13 protein-coding genes are annotated in these 17,430 nt (G+C 66.9%); 5 read left to right on the top strand and 8 right to left on the bottom strand.

What is annotated here, in order from left to right; all coding sequences use genetic code 11:
- Positions 1-20: 20 nt before the first annotated feature.
- Genes dapC through ACAG21_RS27710 form a run of 3 tightly spaced genes read left to right on the top strand, consistent with a single transcriptional unit; the run spans position 21 to position 4,899 of the window.
- Positions 21-1,121: a succinyldiaminopimelate transaminase gene (dapC, locus tag ACAG21_RS27720; protein WP_370499458.1), complete on the top strand. Its 1,101-nt coding sequence runs from the start codon at positions 21-23 to the stop codon at positions 1,119-1,121.
- A gap of 50 nt (positions 1,122-1,171) precedes the next feature.
- Positions 1,172-3,583 carry an amino acid permease gene (locus tag ACAG21_RS27715; RefSeq protein ID WP_370499457.1) on the top strand — a complete coding sequence of 804 codons (2,412 nt, stop codon included), beginning with the start codon at positions 1,172-1,174 and terminating at the stop codon, positions 3,581-3,583.
- Between the two features lie 53 nt (positions 3,584-3,636).
- Positions 3,637-4,899, top strand: coding sequence for an alpha/beta hydrolase fold domain-containing protein (locus tag ACAG21_RS27710; protein ID WP_370499456.1), 1,263 nt, complete (start codon positions 3,637-3,639; stop codon positions 4,897-4,899).
- 1 nt (position 4,900) lies between these two features.
- Here the strand turns inward: ACAG21_RS27710 and ACAG21_RS27705 are convergent, their stop codons facing one another.
- From ACAG21_RS27705 to ACAG21_RS27670, 8 genes are all read right to left on the bottom strand, one after another.
- Positions 4,901-5,593 (bottom strand): GAP family protein, encoded by a 693-nt coding sequence (locus ACAG21_RS27705; RefSeq protein WP_370499455.1) that lies wholly within the window; start codon positions 5,591-5,593, stop codon positions 4,901-4,903.
- Positions 5,594-5,763: 170 nt separating this feature from the next.
- Positions 5,764-6,882, bottom strand: coding sequence for a YeiH family protein (locus ACAG21_RS27700; RefSeq protein WP_370499454.1), 1,119 nt, complete (start codon positions 6,880-6,882; stop codon positions 5,764-5,766).
- 176 nt (positions 6,883-7,058) lie between these two features.
- A complete protein-coding gene (gene cysC / locus ACAG21_RS27695; protein WP_370499453.1) occupies positions 7,059-8,978 on the bottom strand; it encodes an adenylyl-sulfate kinase in 1,920 nt (639 codons plus the stop codon).
- A complete protein-coding gene (gene cysD / locus ACAG21_RS27690) occupies positions 8,978-9,892 on the bottom strand; it encodes a sulfate adenylyltransferase subunit CysD (protein ID WP_370499452.1) in 915 nt (304 codons plus the stop codon). Before cysD ends, cysC begins: the two co-directional genes overlap by 1 nt.
- On the bottom strand, positions 9,889-10,692 hold the full coding sequence (locus tag ACAG21_RS27685; RefSeq protein ID WP_370499451.1) for a Stf0 family sulfotransferase: 804 nt from the start codon (positions 10,690-10,692) through the stop codon (positions 9,889-9,891). Before ACAG21_RS27685 ends, cysD begins: the two co-directional genes overlap by 4 nt.
- 155 nt (positions 10,693-10,847) lie before the next feature.
- Positions 10,848-11,270, bottom strand: a complete 423-nt coding sequence (locus ACAG21_RS27680; RefSeq protein ID WP_370499450.1) for a hypothetical protein — start codon at positions 11,268-11,270, stop codon at positions 10,848-10,850.
- Between the two features lie 197 nt (positions 11,271-11,467).
- Positions 11,468-12,940: a DUF222 domain-containing protein gene (locus ACAG21_RS27675; RefSeq protein WP_370499449.1), complete on the bottom strand. Its 1,473-nt coding sequence runs from the start codon at positions 12,938-12,940 to the stop codon at positions 11,468-11,470.
- Positions 12,941-13,092: 152 nt separating this feature from the next.
- Positions 13,093-14,703 carry a PucR family transcriptional regulator gene (locus tag ACAG21_RS27670; protein WP_370499448.1) on the bottom strand — a complete coding sequence of 537 codons (1,611 nt, stop codon included), beginning with the start codon at positions 14,701-14,703 and terminating at the stop codon, positions 13,093-13,095.
- A gap of 84 nt (positions 14,704-14,787) precedes the next feature.
- Between ACAG21_RS27670 and pruA the strand changes: the two genes are divergently transcribed.
- Both pruA and ACAG21_RS27660 read left to right on the top strand, forming a co-directional pair.
- A complete protein-coding gene (gene pruA, locus ACAG21_RS27665; protein ID WP_370499447.1) occupies positions 14,788-16,419 on the top strand; it encodes an L-glutamate gamma-semialdehyde dehydrogenase in 1,632 nt (543 codons plus the stop codon).
- A complete protein-coding gene (locus tag ACAG21_RS27660) occupies positions 16,419-17,384 on the top strand; it encodes a proline dehydrogenase family protein (RefSeq protein WP_370499446.1) in 966 nt (321 codons plus the stop codon). Before pruA ends, ACAG21_RS27660 begins: the two co-directional genes overlap by 1 nt.
- Positions 17,385-17,430: the final 46 nt, after the last annotated feature.

Raw genomic sequence — 17,430 nt, 5'->3', positions numbered from 1 at the left:
CCAGGGGGGGCCGACCTGCCTTGTCGGCATCGCTGCCGGAGTTTCCCTGGGACACCCTGGCAGAGGCGAAAGCGCTGGCCGGGGCTCATCCCGACGGTGTCGTCGACCTGTCCATCGGAACCCCGGTAGACCCGGTCGCGCCGGTAATCCAGGAAGCGCTGGCGGCCGCCAGTGCCGCACCCGGATATCCCGCCACGGCCGGCACCGCGCAGCTGCGTGAATCCGTGGTCATGGCCCTGGGCCGCCGCTTCGGCGTTACCGGGCTCGCCGAGAACGCGGTGCTGCCCGTGATCGGCACCAAGGAACTCATCGCCTGGCTGCCGACGCTGCTCGGGCTAGGCCCCGCGGATGTAGTCGTGGTACCCGAGCTGGCCTACCCGACCTATGACGTCGGCGCCCGGTTGGCCGGGGCGCAGGTGCTGCGCGCGGATTCGTTGACCCAACTGGGACCGCAATCACCGGCGCTGGTCTATCTGAATTCGCCGAGCAACCCGACCGGACGGGTGCTGGGCCTCGATCATCTGCGCAAGGTCGTCGGGTGGGCGCGGGAACGCCGGGTCGTGGTGGCTTCCGACGAGTGCTATCTGGGCCTCGGCTGGGAAGCCGAGCCGCTGTCGGTGTTGCATCCCGCGGTGTGCGACGGCGACCACACCGGACTGCTGGCCGTGCATTCGCTGTCCAAGAGTTCGTCGCTGGCCGGCTACCGGGCCGGATTTGTCGCGGGCGATCCCGGCCTGGTCGCCGAGCTGCTGGCGGTGCGCAAGCACGCCGGAATGATCGTGCCGACACCGGTGCAGGCCGCGATGGTCGCCGCACTGGACGACGACGACCACGAGAAGGTGCAGCGCGAGTGCTACGCGCGGCGCCGCGCCGCTCTCGCACCGGCGCTGCGCGCGGCCGGGTTCACGATCGACGATTCCGAAGCCGGGCTGTATCTGTGGGCAACCCGCGGCGAGCCCTCTCGCGACAGCGTGGGGTGGTTGGCCGGTCGCGGCATCCTGGTGGCGCCCGGTGAGTTCTACGGCCCGAGCGGCGGGCGGCATGTGCGCGTCGCGCTGACCGCCACCGACGAGCGCATCGAAGCCGCGGTCCAGCGGCTGACCGCCTCGGCCGCGCGCTGATCGCCAGAAATCTCCGCGTCCGTCTGCCGCCGATCCGGTGAACCGGCAGAATGCATCGAAGGCATTGGCCAACCGCTGGATCTCGGGTAAGGAATGTTGTCGTGACAACTTCGGCTAGCAAACTGCGCCTCCCGCTGTCGGTCCAGGACGTCGCCAAGCGGCTCTTTCTCGGAAAGCCGCTGATCACCGAGGAGCTGGCGGGCGAAAAACTGTCGAATCCGGTTGCGCTGGGCGCACTTTCGCCCGACGCGATCTCGTCGACCGCCTATGGTCCCGAGCAGATCCTGATCGAACTGTTGCCCGCGGCCGGCCTCGCGGCGTTCGCCTTGTTGCTTCCGATCACCGGCGTCATCCTGTTGATCCTGGTGTTGGTGACCGCGTCCTACCGGCAGGTCGTGATGGCCTACACGCGTGCGGGCGGCTCCTACATCGTGGCGCGGGAGAACTTCGGGCCGCGGGTGGCTCAGGTCGCCGCCGCCGCGCTGTTGATCGACTACGTCGTGACGGTCGCGGTGCAGTCCGCGGCCGGAACGGTGGCGGTGGTGTCGGCCGTTCCGGCGCTGGGGCCGCACAGCCTGCAGATCACGGTGGGCGTGGTGCTGCTCATCTGCTTCCTGAACCTGCGCGGATTGAAGGAAGCCGGATGGCAGTTCGCCTTCGCCACCTACTTTTTCATCATCATGGTCGGTCTGACGATCGTGGTCGGCGTGACCCGGGTGCTGCTGGGCGATCTGCCGGTCTACGACCCCGCGCAGATGCCCGGAACGGTGCCGGTGCACAAGGCCGACGGCTTGGTGATGGGCGCGACGATCCTGACCCTGCTGCGCTCCTTCGCCAACGGCGGTTCGTCGCTGACCGGTGTCGAGGCCATCTCCAACACCGTTGACCTTTTTCGAAAGCCCCAGGGCCGCAACGCACGTAAGGTGCTCACCGCGATGGCGACCGTCTTGGGATGCTTGCTGGCCGGTGTCGCCTACCTCGCGTTCGCCACGCACGCGACGCCGTACGAGAGTGAATACCCGTCGGTGCTCTCGCAGATCGCCCGCGCCGTGTTCGGCGGTGGGGTTCTCGGCAACGTCTTTTACATCCTGGTTCAGACGGCGACCGCCGCGATTCTGTTCACCGGTGCGAACACCAGTTTCAATGGCTTTCCGGCGCTGGCGAGTTTCGTCGCCGAGGATCGCTTCCTGCCCCGGCAGCTGATGAAACGCGGTCACCGCCTGGTGTTTTCGAATGGCATCATCGCGCTGACCGCACTGTCGGTGGTGTTGCTGGTGGTGACCGGCGGTTCGGTCAATGCGCTGGTGCCGTTCTACGCGATCGGTGTGTTCACCGGATTTTCGATGGCCGGCTACGGCATGACCAAGCACCATCTGACGCACCGCGAGCCCGGTTGGCGAACCCGGTTGGCCATCAACCTTTCCGCGGGAATCCTGTCGACGGTCGTGGTCGCCATCTTCGCGGTGGCGAAGTTCACCGAGGGCGCGTGGTTGGTCGTCATCGTGTTCCCCCTGCTGGTGTTCGTCCTGATGCGGCTGAATCAGGAATATCGCGCGGAGGCCGCGATTCTCGAGATGTTCCGTGCCGACCGGCCCGATTTGGTGAAGTACGCGCGGCACAAGGTGTTTGTGTTCGTGAACTCGGTCGACCTTGCGGTGATCGAAGCGTTGCGCTATGGCAAGGGATTACGTGCCGACGAGATGATCGCGGTGCACATCATGGTCGACGCCGCCTATGCCGCGCAGATACGAAAGCGTTGGGACCACTTCGAACTCGACACCCGGCTGCGGGTCGTGGATTGCCCGGATCGGCGGGTCATCCGTGCCGCACAACTGTTCATCGCGAAGGCGCGTGACGAGCATCCGAACACCAACGTGACCGCGCTGCTGCCGCGACGTACGTACAACCCATTGGTGGGCCGGCTGCTGCACGATCGCACCGCGGACAAGATCGCCCGGGCGGTCAGCATGATCCCCGACGCCGCGGCGACCATCGTTCCCTACGATGTCCAGTCGCGCATCGAGGAGGCATACCCGGAACGGTTCGAGCAGCGAATCGTGCGCGAAGTCGAAAAGTTCGGCGAGTGGGTGACCCGCGGCGAGGACGACAACGTCGACGCCTACGAACATCCCGATCCGTCGCGTTCGGTGATCACCGTGGCGAGCCTGATCCCGGGTCGCCGCGCCACCTTCGAAGGACGGGTCAGCGAGGTCGAGGACACCAGCAAGGGCCGGCGCACCCTCCGGTCGATCGTGGTCGGCGACCACAGCGGCGAGATCATCGTGGTCTTCCCGTCCGGGCACGGCGGAGCCGACATCCAGCCCGGGCAGCTGCTGCGCATCACCGGCAAGCCCAAGCAGAGCGGTAATCGGCCGCTGTCGATGGTCGATCCGATGTACCACATCGTCGAAGACCCGGCGCAGGCCGGCCGGCCCGGCGCCTCACAACCCAGCACAACCTGAGCATTAACGTGGTGACAGCACGGCCGGCCGGCCCTGACACGGAAAGGACAGCAGTGAAGCGACTGCGCGCCGTAGTGGCGTCTCTGGTAGGCCTCGCGTTCACCGCCAACGGTTATCGGCCGTTGAGCAAAGGCGGATACGGCTCCGTATTCGCATTCGCCTATGGGGTGTTCGCCTCCGAGCTGCCGCTGCAGATGCTTGCGGTCCAATCCACCGCGCTGGCAGCGCTGTCACACCGGCTTCACCCGCGGGCCCGGCGCATCAGCTGGCTGATCTCGGCGGTGTCGGCGGTCGGCCTGCTGGTGTTGCGTCACTTCGGGCACAAAGCCGACGAACCGCTGGCGGCCGCGCTGGACGCCGGACTGGGAACCGATCGCCGAACCGAGTCCGGCGATCTGTGGAAGCGCCCGGCGCCCGGCGGTGCGACCGCGAAGCGGCCCGGCCCGGCACGCATGCTGCGGATCTACCGTGACTATGCCCACGACGGCGACATCAGCTACGGGGAGGCCGGCTCCCGCAACCATCTCGACATCTGGCGCCGGCCCGACCTCGACCGCAACGGGCGGGCCCCGGTGTTGCTGCAGATTCCCGGCGGTGCCTGGATGGTGGGAAACAAACGCGGACAAGCACATCCGCTGATGAGCCATCTGGCCGAATTGGGCTGGATCTGCGTGGCGATCAACTACCGGCTCAGCCCGCGCTCCACCTGGCCCGATCACATCGTCGACGTCAAGCGCGCGATCGCATGGACCAAGGAGCACATCGCCTCCTACGGCGGCGACCCGGAGTGGATCGCGATCACCGGAGGTTCCGCGGGCGGGCACCTGACCTCGCTGGCCGCACTGACCCCCAACGATCCGCGGTTTCAGCCGGGCTTCGAAGACGCCGACACCCGGGTGGACGTCGCGGTGCCGTTTTACGGCGTCTACGACTTCAACGCGACCGGTACCGCGATACACCCGATGATGGCGGCGATGGTGGCCAAGAACGTTTTCAAGGTCAGCCGCGGCGACATCGCCGAGCCGTTTCGCGCGGCGTCGCCGATCGCTCATGTTCGCCCGGATGCCCCACCGTTTTTCGTGCTGCACGGCACCAACGACTCACTGGTTCCGGTCGAACAGGCCCGCAGTTTCGTCGCGCGCCTGGGCGAGGTCAGCAACCAGCCGGTGGTTTACGCCGAGTTGCCTTGGGCGCAGCACGCGTTCGATATTTTCGGTTCGGCCCGCGCGGCGCACGCCGCGGTGGCAGTCGAACAGTTCCTCGCCGAAATGTATGTGCGCCGCGAAAGTGCGGCGGCGACCGGCACCGGCGATTAGCTCAAAGGCTTCGCATGCCGATGAAGACCAGCACACATCCGGCCGCGGCCAGCAGGCTGGCAACCTCGACGCGCCGGCGTGAGCGAATCCAGATTTGCAGCGACACCATCCAGGCGCGCGTCTGATCCGGCGCGAGCAGATAGGCCAGCAGCGGGATCTCCACGAGCGCGAACGCCACGACATGGAATATCAGCAGCGCGCTGAACTGCGTCATGGCCGCGGTGCCGGAGGCCACGATGGCGGCCAGCGCAGCGAGATAATCCACCGACGGCAACGCGATTCCCAGACCGGCCACCCCCGCCACCCACAGCGAACGCCCGTGCAGTAGCCGCCGGGAAAACCGCCCCAAACCGTGATGCTCGTGGAGATCGGTCTCGGCCACGGCCGGGCGTTTGAAGCGGCCGACCTTCCCCCGCAGGAGGACCTGAGCACCCAGCACGAGCGCAACAAGCAGTGCCGAACCGCCAATCAGAATCTGAAGTTTCGGCAAACTTACCTGCGGCGAACTCAGCAGTCTGCGCTGAAGTCCGAAGACCACGGACAGGCCGACGGTCATACCCATCGCGAAGCCACCGCACAGAAAAGCGAAAAGCTGCAGCATCGGCCTGGGTCTATTCAGCATCAGCACCGTCATACCGATCCGGAACGGCTCGACGCTCATCGCGAAGGCCATGACCAGGAGGGTGATCCACATGTCAGGATTCGGCTGCCCGGGCGTCCAACGTGGTGTGAAGAGAACCCGGTAGACCAGCGCGTTCGCGTAGCAGAGCAACGACGGACGAGTGCTGCATGATCATCACGTTACCGTCTGGCCTGCAGACCGGCGTGTTGCGCCTCGCCAGAGGGTCTCGTTGCGTGCCGTCGCTAGGTGCTTACGCCCCAATGCAATACGCGCGACGTCAGCAGCACGATGCCGAGGGAGACCGTCGCGACGACTGTGAGTCCTATCACAGCCACCAGCAGCGGACGCCATCCGGTGCGCGCGATTTGACGGAAATCGGTGTTGAGCCCGACGCCGGCGAAGGTCAGCAGAAACGCCCACTTCGACACGTTCGCCAGGTTCGCCGTTTGCCCTTTCGTCAGCCAGCCGGCGGTCGCGATCGCCGACACCGCCAGGAACCCCAGCACGAATTTCGGGAACTTCTGCCAGATGAATGCGGCCTTGGCCCTCGCGCCAGGGGCGATCTCGTCGGCCTGTCCGCGCGCGGCCCAGTACAAGGCGAAACCGAGGACGACAAACCCGATCAGCGCGTTGCGAGTCGACTTCACCAGCACCGCGATCTTTCCGGCATGGTCGGAGAACAGATAGCCGGTGGCGGTGGTTTCGGCGGTGTTGTCCACGGAAAGGCCTGCCCACAGGCCGAATTCGTGGTCGGTAAGCCCAATCGCATGTCCCAGCGGCGGTAACAGGAATAGCGACACCCCGCCCAGCGCCAGGATCGCCGCGATGGCGTAACCGACGTCGGAGTTGCGCGCACGGATCGCGCCCTTGGCCGCGATGATCGCCGACACCCCGCAGATCGATGTGCCGATCGCCAGCAGCGAACCCAGCTTGCCCGACAGTCCGAAGGCGCGCGCGACGACGATGATGACGGTTCCCGCGATCGTCATGTCCACCAGAATCTGGACCAGGCTGATCGCGCCGAGCTTAGCGATGTCGCCGAGCACGAAGCGCGCCCCGAGCACCACGATCCCGACCTTGAGCCAGAACTCGTAGGTCTGCACACCCGGACGAAATATCCGGTGCAGACCGATGGTGTTGGTGATCAGCAGCCCAATTACGATGGCCCACAACACGTATTCGATGTCGGGCACCCGCCAGTGTTCGTGCTTGGCCAGTGTGTTCCACCAGATCTGTGCGTATTTGCCCAGCAAGCCAACGCCGATCAGCAGCAAGACCCCCGGCACGTAGTCCAACGGCTGCCTGCTGGTAAACGTTGGTTCGTCCAGCGTTTCTTCCGGTTCGGCCCGAGTGGTACTCACGCGATCACCACGGAATCTTCGGAAGCGCGTTGGCCACCGCCAACGCCACGATCACACCGGCGACCAGCGTCGCCCACCAGTCCACCGATATCGAGCCGACCCGCTCGCGCCAATCACTCACGCACGCATACTGCCGGGCCCGGCGTCGCGGACCAAGTGATTAGCTCGCGCTGAATCTAGGTGACGGGCCGCTGCGGGCTGCGTTCGTCGAGCAACGCGATGACCCGGGCGGCGAGCTCGTCGATGTCGGCGCCAGACGTGTCGAGCACCAGGTCGGGATTCTCCGGCGGTTCATAGGGCGCGTCGACACCGGTCAGTCCCTTGAGCTCGCCCTTGCGGGCCCGCGCGTAAAGGCCTTTGGGGTCCCGTCTTTCGCATTCGGCCAGTGAGGTCGCGACGTGCACCTCGATGAACGGCAACTTGGCGGCGTCGTTGAGAGCGCGTGCGGTGTCCCGGTCCGACTTCAGCGGTGACACCAGCGAGGCCAGTGCGACCACGCCTGCGTCGGCCAGCAGCCGAGTCAAATGCCCGACCCGCCTGATGTTTTCGGTGCGATCACCGGGGGAGAAGCCCAAATCGTCCGAGAGGCCGTGCCGCAGGTTGTCGCCGTCGAGCAGATAGGCCATCCGCCCGGATTCGACCAGCGCGCGCTCGACGGCGACCGCGACGGTGGACTTGCCGGAGGCGGGCAGACCGGTGAACCAGATGGTCGCCCCGGCCTGTCCGGTGGCGTGCCATCGGTGGCCACGGTCCAGCGCCGAGGGATGCCAGCGAATGTCGGTGCGTGAGTGGGCGCCCGGCTTGACCTCTCGCGCCTCGATGATGGTGCCGGCGCCGACCGTGTCATTCGTGGTCTCGTCGATCAGGATGAACGCGCCGGTGTCGCGATTGTCGGTGTAACTGTCGGCGATGACGACCGAGCTGGTTCGCAGGGTCACGGTGCCGATGTCGTTGAGCGCCAGCTCAACTGGCTGGTCGAGCTCGTCTAGTGTCTCGGGATCCAGTCGCGAGTGCAGTTCCTGCACGGTGGCTCGCACGGTTTTGGCGGTCTGCTTGAGGGCCAGCCGGTCGCCGGCTCGCAGCGGGGTGTCGATGAACCAGCACACGGTCGCGTCCAGTTCCCGGGCCGGCACCGGCAGCACCGCGTCGTCGGCCCCGCTGACCAGCACATCCCCGCGGCCCACGTCGATGTCGTCGGCTAACTCGATCGAAACCGACAGCGGCGCAACGCCTGTGGTGCGCTCCTCGTCGAGGGTGTCCAGCCCGGTCACCGTCGAGCGGGTGCCGGCGGGCAGCGAGATCACCGGGTCGCCGACGGACAGTGTTCCCGCTGCCAGTCGTCCCGTGTAGCGGCGTCGCACGTCCGCGGTGGGACGCGAAACCCATTGCACGGGCAGGCGCAGCCGCGACGGCTCGGCGTTCGGTGCGGCCAGTTCGATTCCCTCCAGGTACTCCAGCAGGGTGGGGCCGCTGTACCACGGTGTGTTCTCGGAATGCTGGACGACGTTGTCGCCGTGCTTGGCCGCGATCGGAATGACCGTGATGTCCACCTCGCCCAGGCGTGCCGCCAACTGCCGCAGCTCGTCTTCCACCTTGGCAAACCCGGCCTCGTCGAAGTCGATCAGGTCGATCTTGTTGACGGTCGCGACAAAGTGCTTGATGCCCAACAACTTCGCGATCCGGGCGTGCCTGCGGGTCTGGCGCAGCACTCCGGCCCGGGCGTCGACCAGCAGGATGGCCACGTGGGCGTTGGACGCGCCGGTGAACATGTTGCGGGTGTAGCGCTCGTGGCCCGGCGTGTCGGCCAGGATGTAGCTGCGGGTGGCGGTGGAGAAGAACCGGTAGGCGACGTCGATCGTGATGCCCTGCTCGCGTTCGGCGCGCAGACCGTCCGACAGCGCGGCGAGGTCGGCGATGCCCTCCTCGTCCGTCACCGCCTCGAGGTGGTCCAGCGGCAGGCTGTCGGTGTCGTGCAGCAGTCGCCCGATCAGCGTGCTCTTGCCGTCGTCGACCGAACCCGCAGTGGCGATGCGCAACAGCTGACGCGTGATTCCCTTGTGCGGCAAATGCTTTGCGGCGTTCTCGGTAGCCGTCATCAGAAGTAGCCCTCTCGCTTGCGGTCTTCCATCGCGGCGGCCGACGTGCGGTCGTCGGCTCGCGTCTCGCCGCGCTCGGACACTGTCGCGGCCGAGATGTCGGTGATCACCCGGGCGATGTCGGTCGCCCGCGAGCGCACCGCCCCGGTGATGGTCAGGTCCCCGACGGTGCGATAGCGCACCCATTCCGTCGCTGCGATTTCGCCGTTTTGCGGACTGGTGTATTCCGAGACGGCCAGCAGGATGCCGTCACGCTCGAACACCTCGCGTTCGTGCGCGTAGTAAATCGACGGTATCTCAAGGTCTTCCAGCTCGATGTAGCGCCATACGTCGATCTCGGTCCAGTTGCTCAGCGGAAACACCCGCACTTGCTCGCCCTTTTTGATCCGGCCGTTGTACAGCGACCAGGGCTCCGGTCGCTGTGCCCGGGGATCCCACTGGCCGAACTCGTCGCGGAAGCTCAGGATTCGTTCCTTGGCGCGGGCGCGTTCCTCGTCGCGGCGCGCGCCGCCGAAGGCCGCGTCGAACTCACCGGCCTCCAGCGCGTCGAGCAGCGTGCGCGTCTGAGCCCGGTTGCGCGAGGCGCCGGGACCGGGGTCGGGGACCCGGCCGTTGTCGATGGACTCCTGAACCGACGCGACGATCAGCTTGTGTCCAGCCCCGCAGACCCTGCGGTCCCGGAATTCGATGACCTCGGGAAAATTGTGTCCGGTGTCGACGTGCAGTACCGGAATCGGCAACGGGAGCGGTCGAAATGCCTTCTCCGCCAAGCGAAGCAGCACGATCGAGTCCTTGCCGGCCGAGAACAGCAGGACGGGCCGCTCCAGCTCGGCGACGACCTCACGGATGATGTGTACCGCTTCTGCTTCCAGCAGTCGCAATTCGTCGACGCGGGTGTCGGTTGTGGTGGTCATGTCGGTAGCCCCTCTCGTTCGGCGTCGACCCGGTAGCGATCTACCCATTCGTCGGAACGTTTGTCGGCTTGACGCTCCAGCACCGGCTCGGGCGCCAGGTTGGGATCCAGGCCCAACCCTTCGAGAATATTGCCGACGACTTGAGTCAGATTGCGCCACAACACCGGATACGGGATCTCCAGGGGCTTGACGTCTTCTTCGGCGAACCAGTTGCGCCAACCCTGCTCCTGGGCCCGCAGCATCGTGATGACATGCGCGATGGCTCCGGCGTGGTAGGTGGCGCGCGCGTCACGGACCGGGTCGGGCCGACCGCGCCAGACCCGGGTTTGTACGGCGCGCCAGAACGACACCGCCTGCGACACCACATCGGGCCGATAGACATAAACCAGCAGCGGGTCCTCGCCGACGACATCGCGGATCGCCGCGAGCAGTCCGTCGCCCGACCGATTGGGCAGGCCATCGGCGCGCTCCAGCAGCAGCGGCGTCTGGTTCCACATCAGCTTGCCGCCCCACACACCGTTGGGCGTCCTGCCGACGGTGCGGATGTAGTCGCGCCAGATTTCCGGGGGCGCGAGGTCCGGCTTCCCTTCGTCGAGCGGATCGAGCAGGCGCAGGATCGACTCGTCGTCGACGCCGGCGAACCACTCCCGCGGTTGGGGCGCCTGGCTGGTCTTGGGCAGATATTGGAAGAACTCTTGGGGTTCGCCGGCCACGCCGGTCGCCCGCAGCGATTCGACGAGTAGCGTGCTGCCACTGCGCTGGGAGGCCAGCACCAAATAGGACGACGGATTGTGTGCCACCAGCAAAGCCTAGCCGGATGCAAATCCCCTGCAACACGCAGAATTACGTTCACGCTGAGCATAATTCAGCAGCGAAATCCCTCGACTCTCGTCAAGTTTGCTGGTGAGCACCCATTCTGGCTTGATCGCGTCGACGGTGGCTGGATCGGCCGGATCTAGATGCGTCCCGGAATTTCCGGCGGCGGGGCGATCGGTTCCACCCGTGGGGGTGCGATCGGCGGTGGTGCGATCGGCTGGACCGGCGGGGGTGCGATCGGCTCGACCGGCGGCGCGACTACCGGCGGCGGTGGTGGTGGAGGCGGGGCCACCGGCGGGGAGGGCGGCAGGAATGGGCTTCCCACGCATGCCGCATCGGCGGGATACAAGGTGCATTGGGGGTCGAGCGGGCCAGTGGGCGGTCCCGGGGGTGGGGACGGTGTCGGTGGCCCCACCCAATACGGGCCGCCCTGACACGCGGCGAACCCGGGATACTGTAGGCATCGGGGATCGTCGGGACCAGTGGGCAGATCGGAACCGAACGTGTTGGGCAAGACCGGCGCACCGGGCGTCGCGTTGGCCGGCACTCCCGCCGCAGCCATGGCAATAACTGCCAGGGCCACAGACAATTTCGTTATCCGGCCTTGAGCACTCGAAGCGCTCATCCAACCTCCCGCGCTCGGCTTTTCGCTATCGCTGGTTGGACCCTCGCACTTCGGAAAGCGCAGGTCAAGCCCCGGTGCCGGCGAGCGCGCTGCGGCCGCCGCGAAAAACCCAGGCGCACTTGGCATTCAGTGAGTTATCTGGGGCCGACATTCAGCGAGCGTTCGGCCTCGATGCGATATGCGCGATCTTGTTCTCGGGTTCGGCGACGTCTCGGCATGAGGACACCACGACCGCCCGGCGGATGCTCACTCTTTGGAGTAGTGGGTAATTGACCGGTGGGAAGGCACAGTGCCGGAAACAGCAGACGACTGCCCGGACGAGTGACGTACGTCTGCCCGCTCGGTGTCGTCCACACGACGGTTCCATCGGGCCGTTGCTCGTCGTGCCAGCTGGTCCAGAAAGTCTTCAAAAGATGGTGTTTTCGGCATAGACACTTGAGGTTCGACGGATGCGTCGGCCCTAGCGGGTAGGGGATCGTATGGTCCAGATCGCAATATTCCGCGGGACGATCGCAACCGGGGAAGCGGCAGGTCAAATCCCGGCACCGGACGTAACGGTCCAACCCCGCCGACGGGTGGTAGCCCGCCTCGGAACAGGCCTCGGCGGGGTGGACCACTGGCCGCACCTTGGCGCCAGTGCGGATGAGTTCCCCCAACAGCGGCGCCGGGACCATACCGCCGCCGCGGATATGGGCGGCGGGTGTCCACTTCGGCGCGGGTGGTTCGGGGTCCGGGGCCAGCGCGACGTGCAGCGGTGTATCCGCAGTGAGCGGGCGGCTTGGGAGTTCGCCCGAGATGCATGGATCCGGGATGGCGCCCAGGGCGGCTTCCTCGGCGATGACATGAATCATCACGGCGCCGGCGCGTGGGTCGGTGTCGAGGGCGGCTGGACACTCGGGTGCTCCACATGTGCACGCCAGTAGATCGGAACCGGCGGCCAGCGCGCCCAGCGCATCGGCGCGACGTTGCGCCAGCGTGCGGGGGTCACTGTCGCACACCTGATGTGCCATCTGAGTCAACCGCCGGTCCAACACGGCTGCGTCGGTTGCGAATAGGGAGCCCCACAGCGCCGCGGTGCCGGTGTTACTGTCGCCGGGGCTGATCACCACATCACGCCCGCGGGCGGCGGCCCGGGTACGGCGCACCGCCGCGGGATCGTGGCGGTCGACGATCGCGTCGATCGCCTGGCTGCTCTTGGCGGCCGAGAGTGGCCCGAACCGCACGGCCGCACTGGCAAGTGCCGCGTCGACGATCTGCAGAGTTCGCGGGTCGGTGATCAGGTCGGTACGCCACACCAACGCCGTGGCCAACCGTGCGCTGAGGACGCCTTCGGCGAACAGGGCCGCCACCCGGGGCAGTCGGTCTCGCAACGCCACTGCGAGATACATCTGCCCGGATGCCGTGCCATGGCTAATCCCTTGCGCGGCAGCAACTTCCGCAGCGATCGCATCCCAGTTGTCACACGACCAGCTGCCGCGATCCACCGGACCGTCGGCACGCAGGCGCACCAACTCGGCGATAGCCTGCAGTTTGCGGGCCGCGGCCGCCGCTTCGGCCCGGGCGCATTCGGTGATGCTGGCCACTACCGCGCGATCGCTATCGAACATACTTTCGAATATAGCGAACTCTATTGACTCAAACTTTTGGCAGGGTCGCAGGTTGTGGATAGACACCGGACTGTGGATAACGCCAGGCGGCGGCCGCCGCCCGCCAACCGCCCGACGCCGCCCGCCAACCGCCCGACGCCGACCGGCCGCCGCTAGCCGCTCGAGCGCTCCAGCACCCGCAGCCCCAGCGAAAAGACCAGCCGCACTTCGGGATCACCCAGCGACGTCGCCAATAGCTTTTCGATCCGGCGTACCCGATAACGAACCGTGTTGGGATGCACCTGCAACCAGTATGCGGCCGTGGCGATGTCGCCGAAGCTGTCCAGGTAGGCCCGCAGCGTCTCGGCCAGCACGGGATCCCGCGCTCGCAGATCGCGTATCCGCGGATCGACCAACCGCTCGTCGGTTCCGATCGTCGTGACAATCTCGTCGAGCAGGACGGTGGTGCGCGCCTCGGCCAGCGTCGTCACCTGCCCAATCGAAACCGGGTGTCGCTCAGCGCTATCGAGCACTCGATCGACCTCGCTGCGTGCCGCGGCGACCCCGGCAAGGCCGGCGACCGGCGCGGCGATGGCGGCCCGCAGCTCGACACCGAGTTCGGCGCGCAACGCGCTGATCGTGCCGCGCACCCACGACGTCACCGACCGGGATGTCGACGTCTCGGGCAGCAGTACATAGATTCGCGAGCCTTGCGAGGCGATTTGAGCGTCGCGCCGAAAAGCGCTGGTACTCAACGCCAAAACGTCGCCAAGCCGCGCGTGACGGGATCCGGTGTCGGTGGCGTCCCAACCGATCAGCGCCGCGGCACCGTCGGCGGCCAAGCCCAGCTCGCGGGCGATCGTCGCCACGTCGGCCGCATCGGTGTCAATCAGACCGAGCAACTGCTGGACCCGTCGCGCATGCGTTGACGGTCGGGCTGCGAGCCGAAACATGATGCGAGCGGCCAGCACTGCCGCGCCACGCAGGATCTCCTCGGCGTCGTCGGCCAATGGCGCCGACCCCTGTTGCACCCAGATGGTGCCGGCGAACACCGGCGGACGCCGCGGCCCGGCCGGCGGCTGGTAGATCCCGATCGCCAACCGTGGACGCAGACCCAACTCCGGGCGCTCGTCGACGCGGACCACCTCGGCGTTGGCCCGCAGCGCGTCGAAGATTCCCCACTGGCCGATCCATTTGAGGTGCTCGGGCGGTCCGGCCCGGCCCAGGATGGACAGCCGGCGCAGTTCGTCGGCCTCGTCGTTGGAGGCCGAGTAGGCGAGCACGTGCGACTGCGCGTCTTCGATGCTGACCATGCCGTGGATGCGATCGGCGAGCGACTGCGCCAAGCCGAACAGATCGGTGCCGGAGTCTTCCGTCGGATCGGTGCGATCGCCGTGGTGTTCCAGCACGTAGTTGACCAATTGGTACAGCCGCTCCCAGCGGGCCTGCGGCTCGACGGCCACGACCGCCGACCCGATCGCTACCGCCCTGGTCACCAGTGCGGCCGACGGCTCTTTGGCGAATATCGCCACCGGGACGCGCTCGCGTGCCTGCTTGTCGATCCAGCGCAGCGCCTCGTCCTCTTCCTTCAAGGCGACACCCAGCAGGAAGAACACATCGGCGGAGCTCGCTGCCGCCGCCAGGCCCAGCCGGACGTCGTCGGAGTCGATCAGCGCCGCCGATCGCACCGGCAGGTCCAGGCCACGCGGCGCCTCGGCCAGGCTGACCAGCGTCGCATCCAGCGCGAGCAGCAGCTGGCCCAGTCCGACCCCGGGCGACCGCATGTTGTTCGATTTTACTACGAATGGTGACCGATCTTGTCCGATCAGCTAACAGGATGATGGGTTGCGCCGAGGATCCTGGGCACCATGGATGCGATTACGCAGGTTCCGACACCGGTCAACGAGCCGGTCCACGACTACGCCCCCCGCTCGCCCGAACGCGCCCGCCTGCAAACCGAACTGGCCGCGCTGGCGGGTCATCCGATCGAACTCCCGCACGTCATCGCCGGCGTACACAAAATGGGCGACGGTGAACGCATCGACGTCGTGCAGCCCCATCGGCACGCCGCCACGCTGGGCACCCTGACCAACGCCGGGCACGCCGACGCGACGGCGGCGGTCGAAGCCGCGATGGCTGCCAAGCACGACTGGGCGGCCCTGCCTTTCGACGAGCGCGCCGCGGTGTTCCTGCGCGCCGCCGACCTGCTCGCGGGCCCGTGGCGGGAGAAGATCGCCGCCGCGACGATGCTTGGCCAGTCCAAGTCCGCCTACCAGGCCGAGATCGATTCGCCGTGCGAGCAGATCGACTTCTGGCGGTTCAACGTGGCCTTCGCCCGTCAGATCCTGGCGCAACAGCCGGTCAGCGGGCCGGGGGAATGGAACCGCAGCGAGTACCGCCCGCTGGACGGATTCGTCTACGCGATCTCGCCGTTCAACTTCACCTCGATCGCGGGCAACCTGCCGACGGCGCCCGCGCTGATGGGCAACACCGTGGTGTGGAAGCCGTCGATCACCCAGACGCTGTCGGCGTATCTGACCATGCAGCTGCTCGAGGCTGCCGGCTTACCGCCCGGGGTGATCAACCTGGTCACCGGTGACGGCTTCGCGGTTTCCGATGTGGCACTGGCCGATCCGCGGCTGGCCGGAATTCACTTCACCGGATCGACGGCCACGTTCCAGCACCTGTGGCAGCAGGTGGGCACCAATATCGGCCGCTACCAGAGCTATCCGCGACTGGTGGGCGAGACCGGCGGTAAGGACTTCGTGGTCGCGCACACCTCGGCGCGCCCGGAGGTGTTGTGCACGGCGCTGATTCGCGGCGCGTTCGACTACCAGGGCCAGAAGTGCTCGGCGGCATCGCGGGCGTTCATCCCGCATTCGGTATGGCAACGTATGGGTGACGACTTCCTGGGCGCGACGGCCGGGCTGAGCTACGGCGACATCACCGACTTGACCAACTACGGTGGCGCCCTGATCGACCGGCGGGCCTTCGACAAGAACGTCAACGCGATCGAGCGGGCCAAGGGCGCGGCCGGTGTCACGATCGCGGTCGGCGGCGAATACGACGACAGCGTCGGCTATTTCGTGCGCCCGACCGTGCTGCTGTCCGACGACCCGACCGACGAGGCGTTCTCGACCGAGTACTTCGGCCCGCTGCTTTCCGTCCACGTCTACCCCGACGATTCCTACGAACGCATCCTCGACGTGATCGACGCGGGATCGCGTTACGCGCTGACCGGTGCGGTGATCGCCGACGACCGTCAGGCCGTGCTCACCGCGCAGGAGCGGCTGCGTTTCGCGGCGGGCAACTTCTACGTCAACGACAAACCGACCGGGGCCGTCGTCGGGCGCCAGCCGTTCGGCGGGTCGCGAGGCTCGGGGACCAACGACAAGGCCGGCTCAGTGCTGAACCTGCTGCGCTGGACGTCGGCGCGCACCATCAAGGAGACATTCGTCCCGGCCACGCACCACACCTACCCGCACATGGGGTCCGACTGATGGCCGGCGTGTTCGCCACCACGCTGCGACCGGCGATCATGGCCGCCAGCCGGCGTCCGGGTCTGCGCCGCGCCGCCGAAGGGCTGCCGGTCACCCGTAAGGTGGTGCACCGCTTCGTACCCGGCGAGACGATCGAGTCCGCACTGAATAGCGTTGTTGCGCTGCGCTCTTCGAGGCGCCTGGTCAGCATCGACTATCTGGGGGAGGACGTCGTGAACGCCGACGGCGCCGACGCGGCCGTGCGCGTCTACCTCGACCTGATCGAGCGGCTGGGCCGCCTGGATTTTCCGGGTGAGCGAATCCGGCCGCTGGAGGTCTCGGTCAAGCTGTCGGCGCTGGGGCAGTCGCTGGAGCGCGACGGAGAAAAGGTGGCCCGGGAGAACGCCTGGTCGATCTGCGACGCCGCGCAGCGAGCCGGGGTGTGGGTGACGGTGGACGCCGAGAACCACACCACGACCGATTCGACGCTATCCATCGTGCGCGAACTGCGAACCGAATTTCCCTGGCTGGGAACTGTTTTACAGGCGTACCTGAAGCGCACGCTGGGCGACTGCCGGGAGTTCGCCGCTTGCGGAGCCCGGATCCGGCTGTGCAAGGGCGCCTACGACGAGCCGGCGGCGGTGGCTTACCGGGGCCGCGACGAGGTCACCGACTCCTATCTGTCTTGCCTGCGGGTGCTTATGGCCGGCTCGGGGTATCCGATGGTAGCCTCGCACGACCCCGCCATCATCGCGGCGGTGCCAGCGCTGCTCAACGAATCAGGCCGTGGCACCGGCGAATTCGAGTACCAGATGCTGTACGGAATCCGCGACGACGAACAGCGCCTACTGGCCGACGCCGGTCATCATGTTCGAGTCTATGTGCCCTTCGGCACCCAGTGGTACGGCTACTTCATGCGCCGGCTCGCCGAGCGCCCCGCCAACCTGACGTTCTTCCTGCGGGCGCTGGCGCAGCGCGGCCACTGAGCTCACGCACTCGCATAGGCGTAGCGTCACGGCCACGAGCAGCTAC

Origin of the sequence: Mycobacterium sp. pR1184, from assembly GCF_041287235.1 — a bacterium.
Lineage (GTDB): Bacteria > Actinomycetota > Actinomycetes > Mycobacteriales > Mycobacteriaceae > Mycobacterium.
This window is presented reverse-complemented; position numbering and strand designations above follow the sequence as displayed.